Genomic DNA, 12,734 nt, shown 5'->3' with positions numbered 1-12,734 from the left:
TAACAAAAGTAATTAAACAATGCGATAGATACAAAAATGAATTAAACACGGAGGGTGTAGCATATGGAGGGGACAGCAAAACAAGAGGTAATAAGACAGCTTCAGGAAAAGATTCTAAAATTAGAAGGTTTCAAACCCCATACGGGGATATTGAACCGTATTGACTTTGGTTTGGCCGACATAGAATCCGCCTTTCCATTCGGAACATTCCCTACAGCCGCAGTACACGAGTTCATCAGTCCTACTGCAGTTCATGCCACCGCAACCAATGGCTTTATTGCCAGTATAGTTGCCAAGCTGATGCACGCTGGCAATTTCTGCCTCTGGATCAGTACCAAACGCAGCCTGTCTCCTATTGGCTTAACCCATTTCGGAATAGCCCCACATCAAGTCATCTTTGTAGATATCACACAGCACAAAGACGCCTTATGGGTTATGGAGCAAGCCCTCAAATGTAACGCATTGGCAGCCGTAGTCGCAGAAATGGAAGAAGTAAGCTTTTCCGAATCCCAACGATTACAGCTCGCCGTAGAGAAAAGCAATGTTACGGGGTTCTTACACCGAAGACGCCCTCGTCATGAAAACACCTTGGCCTGCGTATCCCGATGGAAAATACGCTCCATAGCCAGTCGTGTTCCAGACGGTTTACCTGGCGTAGGCTATCCGACCTGGGAGGTCTCTCTAGAAAAAGTCCGCAACGGCCGACCTGGAAAATGGCAGGTAAGTTGGCAAAACAATCAACTGGTACATCTATCCAAAGAGGCGATTACAAGGACAGCACGACCAAACCACGAACAATATGCCTAGACGTTACATGTGTATCTGGCTTCCGTTCTTCGGAACCGATCGAGCAGAGAAAGAACAGCCCGAACGAAGGAAAGCTCCGTTTGTACTCACCCTTGCCCAAAATGGCCGTGTAAAAATACAAGCTGCCAATAGGCCTGCACTACAGGAAGGAATATCCTGCGGCATGGTGCTGGCCGATGCCCAAGCTATATTGCCCCAGCTGGAATCTGCGATATATGACGCCAACAGTCTCAACCAAACACTACAGGCTCTCGGGGAATGGTGCATCCGTTTTGCCCCCATAGTAGACCTACAAGCTCCCGATGGCATTGTACTCGATATATCGGGCTGTACACACCTCTGGGGAGGAGAAGAAAAATACGGCAATCACATTATCGACAGGATCGCTCAAGGAGGTTATCAGGCTCAGGCAGCAATTGCCGATACCATAGGCGCAGCCTGGGCAGCAGCCCGGCATACCACCCGGCTTAGTATAATCCCTAAGACACAACAGGCACAGGCTTTATCCGGACTGCCTCCAGCTGCACTCCGGATCTCCCTACAGATACAGCAACGTCTTCATAAATTAGGCTTTCGTTATATCGAAGAGTTTATGCATATCCCCAAAAGCACATTAAGACGGCGTTTTGGAGACGAACTTATCTACCGATTAGGACAAGCATTAGGAACAGAACAGGAACACATCAGCCTTATAGAACCCATACCGAGCTATCAGGAGCGATTATCCTGCTTAGAACCTATCTCGACCTGTACAGGTATTCAAACAGCCTTAGAACAGCTCTTAACCACCTTGTGCGACAGACTGCGGAAAGAAGGGAAGGGACTTCGTCAAGCGGTATTCAGGGGATATCGGATCGATGGCAATGTACAAACAATCCACATAGGCACAGGAAGAGCTTCCTCCAACCCCACCCACCTTTTCAAATTGTTTGACCTCAAAGTTCCCAACATAGAACCAGCTTTGGGTATAGAGCTGTTTGTTTTGGAAGCCACCTTGACAGAAAACAGCATCCTTCCACAGGAAGGTCTTTGGCAAACGAAAGGCGGGCAATCGGAAATTGCCGAATTGCTGGACAATATTGCAGCCAAGATAGGTTCTGGATCTATCCATCGCTTTCTACCTTCCGCCCACCACTGGCCCGAACGGACAATCGAGCCCACCTCATCCTTAGACACACAGCCCCAATCGGACTGGCCCAGCCATGCATTACGCCCCTTACACCTACTGGCACATCCCGAACCTATCGAGGTCATGGTTCCCCTTCCCGATTACCCACCGGCACTCTTTAGGCACCGTAAAAAGATATACAAGCTTGTCAAAGCGGATGGGCCCGAGCGCATCGAACAGGAATGGTGGATCAGCGACGAACAACCGAGGGATTACTACCGCGTGGAAGATGAGAAAGGAGCCAGATACTGGCTATTCCGTTCCGGATATTACGGACAAGGGGATCCTGAATGGTTTCTTCATGGTTATTTCACATAAACACAATGGAATACGCAGAACTACAAACTACCAGCAACTTTTCTTTTTTACGGGGAGGTTCACATCCTGAAGAGCTGGTCGAACAAGCGGTACAGCTCGGTTACAAAGCGATTGCCATAACCGATCGCAATACCCTTGCCGGAATCGTACGTGCCCATCGTGCAGCACGGGAAAAGGATATCCATTTTATCCCGGCCTGCAGGCTCGATCTACTCGACGGCCCCAGTTTACTAGCCTACCCCACCGACATAAAAGCCTACAGCAACCTTTCGACGCTACTCACAACAGGTAATCTTCGTGCTGAAAAAGGAGAGTGTCACCTGTATAGCGCAGATGTCTTCCGCTATGCTGCAGGCATACAATTCATCATCCTACCACCAAAAACGCTAAACGAGGCCTTTGACTTTGAACCTGAGTTCAGCCTGATACTAAAGCAGTACCAAGAGCACCTGCATAGCATGATCTACCTAGGCGCGTCCTTTCTGTACAATGGGGACGACCACAAAAAACTATTTCGGCTAAACCAGCTATCGGAAGAACTTGATATCCCCATCGTCGCCCTCAATGACGTACACTACCACACCCCTGAGCGCCGTGAACTCCAAGACGTACTGACCTGCGTGAGGGAAAAATGCACCATCCACAATGCTGGCTTCCGTCTACACGCACATGCCGAACGCTACCTCAAACCGATAGACGAAATGCACCGCCTGTTTCGCAACTACCCACAGGCCATCCACAATACGCTAAAAATTGTACAAGCATGCCGATTTTCATTGAACGAACTGAAATACGTCTATCCGCAAGAGATTACCACCGAAGGGAGAACACCACAGGAAGAACTGGTGTACCAAACCTGGAAAGGTGCTGACCGACAATTCGACGGGGATATACCCGAAAAGATCAAAGCAACGATAGAGATGGAACTCGAGTTCATAGCCCGAAAGAATTACGCCTCATACTTCCTGACCGTATACGATCTGGTACGCTTTGCACGCGAACGGGAGATCCTATGCCAAGGACGTGGTTCTGCGGCCAACTCGACCGTATGTTACTGCTTGGGTATCACTTCGGTGAATCCTGTGGACATAAATCTCTTATTTGCCCGATTTATGTCGGACGCACGGGACGAACCACCTGATATTGATGTCGATTTTGAACACGAACGTCGGGAAGAAGTCATGCAATACGTCTACAACAAATACGGACGCCACCGCTCGGGTATCGTAGCCACGGTAACCCAAGTGCATTGGAAGGGGGCCATCCGGGATATCGGTAAGGCCATGGGGCTCTCGGTGGATGCTGTAGACCATCTGGCCAAGTCCAAGTACGAACTGACGGAAGAATGGCTCAACGGCCAGGAACTGACCTCACAAGGATTCAGCGCAAAGGATCCATTCCTGCGAAAGGTGCTCGAACTCACCGAAACCTACATCGGATTCCCCCGGCAGCTCGGGCAGCACACAGGCGGTTTTGTCATCACCCAAAACAACCTGGCCGAACTCTGCCCTATCCTGAATGCTCGGATGGAAGACCGAACCAACATCGAGTGGAACAAGGACGACATCGAAGCCCTGGGATTCCTCAAAGTAGATGTACTCGCCTTGGGCATGCTCACCTGCATCCGTAAAGGATTTGACCTGGTCAAACAGCATTACGGGCGAGAGATGACCTTAGCCAACATACCTCAGGGAGATAAAGACGTGTATGAAATGATCAGCCACGCCGACACATTGGGAGTCTTCCAGATTGAAAGCCGTGCGCAGATGTCCATGTTGCCCCGACTGAAACCTGAAAACTTTTACGACCTGGTTATCGAAGTTGCCATTGTACGCCCGGGACCGATCCAAGGTGACATGGTACATCCCTACCTGAGAAGAAGAAATAAAGAAGAAGCAGAAGACTATCCTTCGCCCGAACTAGAAGCTATTCTGAAACGAACCTTAGGCGTCCCCCTATTCCAAGAGCAGGCTATGGAAATCGCCATCGTTGCCGCAGGCTTCACACCTGCCCAGGCCGACGGGCTCCGTCGCAGCATGGCCACCTTCAAATCCAAAGGCAAGGTCGCCGAGTACGAACGCATGCTCGTGGAGGGAATGGTCAACAATGGCTATGAAGAAGAATTTGCCAGACGCGTCTTCCGACAACTGGAAGGGTTTGGAAGTTATGGCTTCCCTGAAAGCCATGCCGCCAGCTTTGCGCTGCTCGTATATGTTTCCTCCTACATCAAGTATCACTACCCTGATGTGTTCGCCGCCTCCTTGCTCAACAGCCAACCCATGGGCTTCTATTCTCCGGCACAAATCATCATCGATGCACGTAAGCATGGGGTGCAGGTCAGACCTGTAGATATCAACCATTCCGAATGGGACAACACACTGGAAGAGCTAACGGGACCGTATCACGCATTAAGACTCGGTCTAAGACAAGTAAAAGGTTTAGATGAGGCAGATGCTCGTCTTTTAACAAAAGGCCGTCAGAAGGCTTATAAATCGGTCAATTCGGTATTCGAAGCTGGCGTCCCTTTAAGTGCGCTGGAAAAACTCAGCGATGCCGATGCTTTTCGTTCCATAGGTCTAGACCGAAGGCAGGCACTTTGGGAGGTCGCCGCTTTGGCAGACCATCCGACGGGTGCATTTACCGGACAACCCTCGAACAGTACTTTCGAAACTGAAGTAACACTACCAACCCTGTCACCGATCGAACATGTCATGGCTGACTATGCGAGCACCACACTTTCGCTCAAGGCACACCCCGTCAGCTTTGCCCGAAAAAAACTAGACGCCCTCCATGTCACCCCTTCTGCCAAACTCAGCAGCATGCGCGATGGCATGTGGATAAAAGTCTGCGGACTGATTACGGTTCGCCAGCGACCGGGCACCTCCAAAGGCGTCCTCTTCATAACGATCGAAGACGAGACCGGATTTTCAAATCTTGTGGTATGGGCCAAGACTTTTGAGACCTATCGCAAAGTCATCTTACAATCCCAACTGCTACTCGTCACCGGCAAACTTCAGATCGAAGGCGAGGTCATCCATGTCGTCGTAGAATCCTGTCACAACATGAATCATCTCTTAGCGATAAAAACCCGAAGCCGCGACATAGGCTCCATACAGAAATCAACTTCGACCAACGAAAAAAAAGCTACGGACAAAATCAGCACAAGTGGAATCCAAGGAGAGCTATTCCCATCAAGAGATTTTAAGTGATCCGTAAAAACATATTATTAAAAAAAATTAAAAAAGACTTGCAAATGTGTAATACATACACTATCTTTGTGGTATCATAATTTAGGTTTATAATTGGTTACAAAAGGTTTTCATTCTCCCCGTTTGAAAACCTTTTTTCTTTTCCCCATATCAGACGTAACTTTGTACTTCCACCCTCAGCTTTTCCGTCTTCATTTTTGAAAAACCAACGCTTGACAATTTCCCATATTTCTAAAAATCCGTACTCCATACAAGGGTACATGACGAAAAAACAGTTTTTGTTTATTTGATAATTTTGCCGTCATCTCGCTGCGTCCCGATATATCGGGGACCATAGTGGAGACATCTAACGACCTGCTTGCATCTAGGCAGTCCATATGCCTTTTCGCGAATCGGAATGATGTACTGCCTAGAAAGAAAATCTACTGTGTATCCCCCTATAATCTCTTCGGAAAAAGTCAAAAAAAAGCATTAAAATTACACTCGATTTCTAACCATACAAGAACTGCATTTCTTCTCGAAACACAGTTCATAAAGCCAAAAAGAGAGTAAGCACTCACCTGGAGTATTTTTCGTAAAACCGCATCTCAAAACAAGCCCGAAATACAATTACGAATTTCATAATTGAAAAACACTAATCTTTAATATATAATACTTTAAACAAAACAAAAGAAGTAAAACTTTATATATAAAACAAAGTCAATACAGAAAAACACAGCGTAAATGGCTTAAAACGCTCCAAATGCATTGAAAATTTGTTAATAAAACAATAAATCAAAATTTAAAAACATCATAATCAAACATATAACATAAACTATATAAACAAAAAAGTAAACATAGTTTTCACCACTTAGCGATAGGTGTCACTCCTCCCTTAGGTTTATCTCCAAGCTTCACCAACACCTCTGTACCCAATGGTAACAACACATCCATTCGAGACCCAAACTTGATAAACCCCAGCTCTTCATTTTGCTTTACTTCTATCCCTTCTTCGCTGTAATTCACGATGCGCTTTGCCAAAGCTCCTGCAATCTGTTTTGCCAAAATAAGCTGCCCATTTTTATGTTGCAGAACCGTCGAATAGCGTTCATTTTCGGTAGACGATTTGGGGTGCCAAGCGAAGAGATATTTACCCGGATGATATTTTCTATAGATCACTTTCCCTCCTATGGGGTACCGGTTGACATGCACATTCAGCACACTCATAAAGATAGAAACCTGGACTCTCCTACCTTCAAAATACTCATCACACTCCACCTCTTCGATCGCTACTACCTTACCATCGCAAGGTGCAATTACCCATTCATCACTATCTGTGTGGTCCCGAAAAGGGATCCTAAAAAAGTAAATAACGAGCCCTAGTGGAACGGTGATCAACAGCAAAATCGACCAACTGATAAGAGGTGAAATCCCATAAAAAAAATAAAATGACAGTAGATTTAACAGCACATAAATACCTATCGCTATCCCTATCGAAGCGCTTCCTTCCTTATGAATTTTCATCTATTTTTCCTCCTTTATAAATTTGTAAAACATTCATTTTCTCCTTTGCATACAGCAGATCTTCCGCTCTTATTTCGGTCGAATCACGCGCATTTACCCGACTCAAAACTGCTGAAATAAACTCCGTCGTATAGTTTATAGACTCTGATATTGACCGTCCATTTTTCAATTCTACGGTCACCAACGCGGTAAAAAGATCACCTGTTCCCACTGCTTCTATAGGTATACGGGCTGCCATAAACCGTTCAATATGCCCATCAATAACCAACAAATTCTCCAAATATCCCTCCGGTGTATCCCGTAAATGGGCTCCTGTAATGATGATTTTCTTGTCTTTTAGCAGCGGAAAATGCGTCAATAATTCACTTAATTCTTCTTGAGTTTCAAATTTACCCCTTAATATATACTCCATCTCGAAGTGGTTTGGGGTCATAATATCGCATAGAGGAAGCAGCATTTTTAGGGAGTGAGCAACCGCATCTTCGGACAGGTACAGTCCTGAGGTGCGGAAATCACCAAAGACCGGATCATAGATATAATAGGCTATACACCCGTTATCCTTGCAGGAAGAAATCCATGCAGCAGTAGTATCAATAAGGGCTACAGCAGAGATATAACCGGTCATAAAATAATGGAATATGGTCTTATCCAACCCCAAATCCACCCCTATTACGAGCTCCGAAAAGAGTTCAGCTGCGATCACATCTCCCCTGTAATCGGGGTTATCGGTAGCCGAGGACAACAGGACAGTAGGAAGCATACAGACATCCGATGCGTGCAATTGTGCAGCAAACATAGCCATATTATTCCCCACATAACCCGTAGAAACCAGGCTCTGTACACTCACTATTTTAGCGTCTTTATCCTTCATTTTTTAATGCTCTTTTTAGTTTTTCTAGAAATACCTGCGCCTGTTCCAGGCTAAAAGTCAGGGCAGGCAACAACCGTAGCGTATAGTTTCCGGCATATCCTGTAAACACTCCCTCTTGATACAAGAGGCTCTTTCTCAATGCTGTTATATCTTTTTCAAACTCCACCCCAATCATCAATCCCCGACCGCGGACATCCTCCACTCCAGGTATTTTTTTCAGCGCCTCCTGCAGAAAATCCCCTACGACAGCCGTATTATGGAGCAACTCCTCGTCTTTCATGACCTCCAATACGGCCATAGCTGCTGCACAAGCCAGATGATTACCACCAAAAGTCGTCCCCAATTGCCCCATAACGGGTTTAAAAGAAGGAGATATCAAGGTTGCCGCCATAGGAAATCCATTCGCAATTCCTTTTGCAACCGTAATCAAATCAGGTTTTATACCCGCATATTGATGACTAAAAAAACGTCCTGAACGCCCATATCCAGACTGTATTTCATCCAATATAAGTAGCGTCCCCGTGTCATCGCAAGCTGACCGTACTTGATTTAAAAATAGATCATCTGCCACATGTATACCACCTACACCCTGTATTCCTTCGATAATAACAGCACAAAAAACCTCCGTCTCCAATTGCTTTCTAAGGCTCGAAATATCGTTGAAGGGTGTAAAAACAAAGTTGAAATTTTCATTGATCGGAGCACGCATGGAGCCAATATCAGTCGCTGCAACTGTCGCAGATGTACGTCCATGAAAGGCATTGGACATCGCCAGTACCTTACTGCGTCCAGTATGAAAGGAAGCCAGCTTAATGGCATTTTCATTGGCCTCAGCTCCCGAATTGGAAAAGAACACGTTGTACTCCGGGTAGCCGGACTGCTTCCCCAACTCCAGCGCCAACTGGTCCTGCAATTTATTCTCGACAGCATTGGAATAGAAAGCGATACGATCCAATTGCTGTCGCACAGCGTTGACATAGCGTGGGTGACCGTGACCAATAGAAATAACGGCATGTCCACCATACATATCCAAATAAGCTCGTCCTTCTTCATCATACACATAGCTACCTTGAGCGCTTACAATATGAATATTGGACTTCTGAAATACGGCAAATGGGTTCATACAATGCTAAAATTTAAAACTACATAACTAGAGATCTGACGATCATCTTTTGGAAAGACGAAATTCCGTCTAAATTCGATAATCCAACCAGTCCAGTTTTACTTTAAAGCCACAGACCAAAAACAACTCAAAAACGACAAGAAGCTATGTACAAGCATATTACAAAAACAAGAAGACCAACAGCGGACCATCTGGTATAGAAAACATCTGTAAACAATCGTATCTTTGGACCAGCAAACAATTTAAATCTGACACGACATGTTAAGACCCTGGACACTTGATATAGAAATAGACAAATCCGCTACAAAACCAATCTATTTGCAGATAGCGGATATTATAATCGAAAGTATCAAATCAGGTCGCCTCCCTAAAGGCACCGCCCTTCCGGGAAGCCGAACACTGGCTAACAGCCTACAAGTCAACAGAAACACGGTTATTGAGGCTATTCAGGTATTGCTCAATGAAGAATGGCTAACCAGCCAGGAAAGAAGGGGAACCTTTGTCTCGCACAATCTCCCAATTTCTTCAAAATCAAAATCCCTACAAACGGAAAGCGGCATTGTACCTGAACCACAGCTCCCTGTACACATTCCTTTTGATGATGGCCATCCGGACAGCAAAATCGCGCCTGTAGATCAACTTGGGAGGGCCTATCGACAGATTTTCAAACGAAACGCCCGTTGGAAGATGATGGGATATTCAGAAACTAACGGTAACCTGGACTTTAGAAAAGCCATCGCAAGCATGTTAAACCAAGAGCGGAACATGCAATTACATGAAAATCAGCTCTGCATCACGCGAGGAAGCCAGATGGCCATGTACCTGGTGTCACAGTGTCTTTTACGCCCGGGAGATTATGTAATCGTCGAATCACCAGGCTATAGTTCAGCCTGGAAAACATTTGAAAAAGCGGGAGCGAATCTAATTTATATTCCTGTCGATTCGGATGGAATTGTCGTTGAAGATATCCTACCGCATCTCGCTTCAAACCCCAAAATAAAAGCAATATACCTCACTCCACATCGGCAATACCCGACTACAGTGACGCTGAGTTTACAACGCAGGTTGGAACTGGTCAGCCTCTCCAATCAATATCAATTTACCATTATTGAGGATGATTATGACTATGAATTTCATTTTGGTTATCGTCCACTACAACCCATTTCGGCATTCTCTGAATTGGAAAATGTAGTCTATATAGGCACCTTAAGTAAGGTGGTTGCACCTGCCCTTCGGATAGGTTATCTCGCCACCAAAAACCAAAAACTGCTAGACAGCATTATTGATCTACGTCGTATCATAGATATTCAAGGCGATAGTATCATGGAACAGGCTGTGCTCGAACTGATAAAAGACGGAACCATAAAACGCCATATACGAAAAGCGACTCTTCATTACCAATCCAGACAAAGCTATATGGTAAAAATGTTGGATGAGCACCTCGCCACACAGGTCAGTTACCATATACCTCAGGGCGGACTTGCGTTTTGGATATGTCCCAAATACCCCGTCAACTGGACTATGGTGTTTGACAGATTAACAGAAAAATCAATATCCATCTTACATCCTTCTAACTACTACGAACATACGGGATATGAAGGACTTCGATTAGGCTATGGTTCTGTATCCGAAGAACAGATAAAAGAGGGAATCATGGCACTTGCGGATATATTGGCAAAGGCAAGATTGGCCGAGTAAGACAGATTTCTTTAGATTGCGTCACTATGTTCGTAATGATGGGGATCGCTGTCGTCATTGCGAGCAGAATAACATAGAGCGAAGCAATCCCATATTAACAATGAGATTATCTACGATGAGCCCTTCGGGATTGCTTCAATTCATTCGCAATGACGGATAAATTCTATTACCAATGCTTAACCTGCTTCTCGTACAAGTCTTCCCATTCTGGATTGAATAAATTGATAAGCTTTTCTTTGTTCTGTCTATTTCCTGCCTTTATTCTCTTTTCTCCTCCAATAGCTTCATCTATTGTTGGATAGAATTTGTAATAAACCAATTTAACCAAATTGTATTTAGCAGAAAACGAATGTTTATATTTTTGATTAAGATGTTCGTAGATTCTTGATGGTAAATCGGAAGTAACACCAGTGTACAATGTAGTGTTATTCTTATTGGTTAACATATATACACATCCACCTCGTTCCATAAAATGAAATTACAAATTAAATAGAGACTTGTCAAGTCGAAATTACTGCAATCCATTCAAAATCATCGATATAGATATCGCCATTGCGAGCAGAATAACATGGAGCGAAGCAATCCCTTATCAACAATGAGATTATCTACGATGAGCCCTTCGGGGTTGCTTCATTTCTTTCGCAATGACGATAAACGCTATAATTAATACAAAGGATAGTCCATCATCCAGTTATTAACCTTCTCTTTGATACCCTTCAACTTATTTGCATCGTCTTTACTACGCAAAGCTTCCTCCATCAAATCGACAATGGTATCCATATCCTTTTCGAGCAAGCCACGTGTCGTAATCGCTGGTGTACCGACCCGGATCCCAGAAGTCTGCAACGCTGATTTCGTATCAAATGGAATCATATTCTTATTCAAAGTAATACCCGCGTTATTCAGAACTAATTCGGCTTCTCGTCCGGATATAGACCAACTGGAAAGATCGATCAGTAGCAAATGATTGTCTGTACCACCGGATACCATATCAAAATTATGGGAGCGAAGGGCATTTTCAAAAGCTTTGGCATTCCGCTGTACCTGACGGATATAGCTATCATATTCCGCTGTAAGTATTTCGCCGAAAGCAACTGCTTTGGCAGCTATAATGTGCATCAATGGTCCGCCTTGATTTCCAGGAAAAACAGAAGCGTCTAACAGTGACGACATCATGCGTATATTACCTTTATTATCTTGGAGCCCAAAGGGATTCTCAAAATCAGCGCCCATCAATATTATTCCTCCGCGTGGCCCACGTAAAGTTTTATGAGTTGTACTTGTAACCACATGACAATGCGGGATTGGATCAGACAGCAATCCCTTAGCAATAAGTCCTGCTGGATGAGCAATATCAGCCAACAATAAAGCACCTACACTATCCGCTATGGCCCTAAACCGCTGGTAATCGATATCGCGGGAATAAGCCGTTGCTCCTGCAATAATCAGATTCGGACGCTCACGCAAAGCAATCTCTTGAATCTGGTCATAATTTAAAAAACCAGTTTCTTTATCGACGCCGTAGAAACTGGTTTTGTATAACTTGCCTGAAAAATTGACCGAGGCTCCATGCGTGAGGTGCCCACCTTGCACCAGATCAAATCCAAGTATCTTATCACCCGGCTTGAGACAGGCCGACAGCACTGCAGCATTGGCCTGCGAACCGGAATGTGGTTGCACATTGGCGTAACTAGCATTAAATACCTTCTTTATACGGTCTATAGCGGCCTGTTCTACCTGATCCACAACCTCACAACCGGCATAATATCTCCTGCCAGGATATCCTTCGGCGTACTTATTGGTTAATACAGAACCTGTGACCTGCATCACCTGCGGGCTTACATAGTTCTCTGAAGCGATGAGTTCCAGATCTTTCATCTGTCTGTCCTGCTCTTGTGCGATAAGATCAAAAATAAAGTTGTCTAATTCCATCATGCGTAAAAGTTTTAAGTTAAATACGAAGTTCTGTTATTATTTTCCGCAAAAGTAAGCTTCAGATGGATGGCATTACTGGCACAGAATACGCAATAGCTACTG

The 12,734-nt window shown here is 44.9% G+C and carries 10 protein-coding genes; 4 read left to right on the top strand and 6 right to left on the bottom strand.

From position 1 onward, the window contains the following. Window positions 1–63: 63 nt before the first annotated feature. The 3 genes from JKG64_RS12520 to JKG64_RS12510 are packed head-to-tail and all read left to right on the top strand — an operon-like array spanning window position 64 to window position 5,502. On the top strand, window positions 64–807 hold the full coding sequence (locus JKG64_RS12520) for an ImuA family protein (protein ID WP_210354661.1): 744 nt from the start codon (window positions 64–66) through the stop codon (window positions 805–807). Next, window positions 800–2,293 (top strand): Y-family DNA polymerase, encoded by a 1,494-nt coding sequence (locus JKG64_RS12515; protein ID WP_210354660.1) that lies wholly within the window; start codon window positions 800–802, stop codon window positions 2,291–2,293. Before JKG64_RS12520 ends, JKG64_RS12515 begins: the two co-directional genes overlap by 8 nt. A 5-nt stretch (window positions 2,294–2,298) precedes the next feature. After that, complete coding sequence (locus JKG64_RS12510; RefSeq protein ID WP_210354659.1) at window positions 2,299–5,502, top strand: error-prone DNA polymerase; 3,204 nt, start codon at window positions 2,299–2,301, stop codon at window positions 5,500–5,502. 97 nt (window positions 5,503–5,599) lie between these two features. On the opposite strand, the gene JKG64_RS12505 is transcribed toward JKG64_RS12510, so the two are convergent. The 4 genes from JKG64_RS12505 to JKG64_RS12490 form a co-directional block, all read right to left on the bottom strand. After that, complete coding sequence (locus tag JKG64_RS12505; RefSeq protein ID WP_210354658.1) at window positions 5,600–5,752, bottom strand: hypothetical protein; 153 nt, start codon at window positions 5,750–5,752, stop codon at window positions 5,600–5,602. Between the two features lie 593 nt (window positions 5,753–6,345). Further along, on the bottom strand, window positions 6,346–7,005 hold the full coding sequence (locus JKG64_RS12500) for a phosphatidylserine decarboxylase family protein (protein ID WP_210354657.1): 660 nt from the start codon (window positions 7,003–7,005) through the stop codon (window positions 6,346–6,348). Further along, complete coding sequence (locus tag JKG64_RS12495) at window positions 6,992–7,876, bottom strand: PfkB family carbohydrate kinase (RefSeq protein WP_210354656.1); 885 nt, start codon at window positions 7,874–7,876, stop codon at window positions 6,992–6,994. Before JKG64_RS12495 ends, JKG64_RS12500 begins: the two co-directional genes overlap by 14 nt. Next, the gene (locus tag JKG64_RS12490; protein ID WP_210354655.1) at window positions 7,866–8,999 is read right to left on the bottom strand and encodes an aspartate aminotransferase family protein; all 1,134 of its coding nucleotides are present in this window, start codon (window positions 8,997–8,999) and stop codon (window positions 7,866–7,868) included. The genes JKG64_RS12495 and JKG64_RS12490 overlap by 11 nt, the downstream gene beginning before the upstream one ends. Before the next feature lie 258 nt (window positions 9,000–9,257). Here JKG64_RS12490 and pdxR point away from each other — a divergent pair, with 258 nt between their 5' ends. Further along, window positions 9,258–10,697 (top strand): MocR-like pyridoxine biosynthesis transcription factor PdxR, encoded by a 1,440-nt coding sequence (pdxR, locus tag JKG64_RS12485; protein WP_210354654.1) that lies wholly within the window; start codon window positions 9,258–9,260, stop codon window positions 10,695–10,697. Window positions 10,698–10,863: 166 nt separating this feature from the next. On the opposite strand, the gene JKG64_RS12480 is transcribed toward pdxR, so the two are convergent. Both JKG64_RS12480 and JKG64_RS12475 read right to left on the bottom strand, forming a co-directional pair. Continuing rightward, window positions 10,864–11,166, bottom strand: a complete 303-nt coding sequence (locus tag JKG64_RS12480) for a GIY-YIG nuclease family protein (RefSeq protein WP_210354653.1) — start codon at window positions 11,164–11,166, stop codon at window positions 10,864–10,866. Window positions 11,167–11,360: 194 nt separating this feature from the next. Then, window positions 11,361–12,629 carry a serine hydroxymethyltransferase gene (locus JKG64_RS12475; RefSeq protein ID WP_210354938.1) on the bottom strand — a complete coding sequence of 423 codons (1,269 nt, stop codon included), beginning with the start codon at window positions 12,627–12,629 and terminating at the stop codon, window positions 11,361–11,363. Window positions 12,630–12,734: the final 105 nt, after the last annotated feature.

Source organism: Sphingobacterium tabacisoli (assembly GCF_017908035.1).
In the GTDB taxonomy this organism is placed as follows: Bacteria; Bacteroidota; Bacteroidia; order Sphingobacteriales; family Sphingobacteriaceae; genus Sphingobacterium; species Sphingobacterium tabacisoli.
This window is presented reverse-complemented; position numbering and strand designations above follow the sequence as displayed.

What these genes read in the sequence shown, in the direction of transcription:
- JKG64_RS12520 (WP_210354661.1), top strand. Translation starts at nt 64, where the DNA reads ATGGAGGGGACAGCAAAACAAGAGGTAATAAGACAGCTTCAGGAAAAG.
- JKG64_RS12500 (WP_210354657.1), bottom strand. Translation starts at nt 7,005, where the DNA reads ATGAAAATTCATAAGGAAGGAAGCGCTTCGATAGGGATAGCGATAGGT.
- JKG64_RS12495 (WP_210354656.1), bottom strand. Translation starts at nt 7,876, where the DNA reads ATGAAGGATAAAGACGCTAAAATAGTGAGTGTACAGAGCCTGGTTTCT.
- JKG64_RS12480 (WP_210354653.1), bottom strand. Translation starts at nt 11,166, where the DNA reads ATGGAACGAGGTGGATGTGTATATATGTTAACCAATAAGAATAACACT.
- JKG64_RS12490 (WP_210354655.1), bottom strand. Translation starts at nt 8,999, where the DNA reads ATGAACCCATTTGCCGTATTTCAGAAGTCCAATATTCATATTGTAAGC.
- JKG64_RS12515 (WP_210354660.1), top strand. Translation starts at nt 800, where the DNA reads ATGCCTAGACGTTACATGTGTATCTGGCTTCCGTTCTTCGGAACCGAT.
- JKG64_RS12505 (WP_210354658.1), bottom strand. Translation starts at nt 5,752, where the DNA reads ATGGAGTACGGATTTTTAGAAATATGGGAAATTGTCAAGCGTTGGTTT.
- pdxR (WP_210354654.1), top strand. Translation starts at nt 9,258, where the DNA reads ATGTTAAGACCCTGGACACTTGATATAGAAATAGACAAATCCGCTACA.
- JKG64_RS12475 (WP_210354938.1), bottom strand. Translation starts at nt 12,629, where the DNA reads ATGGAATTAGACAACTTTATTTTTGATCTTATCGCACAAGAGCAGGAC.
- JKG64_RS12510 (WP_210354659.1), top strand. Translation starts at nt 2,299, where the DNA reads ATGGAATACGCAGAACTACAAACTACCAGCAACTTTTCTTTTTTACGG.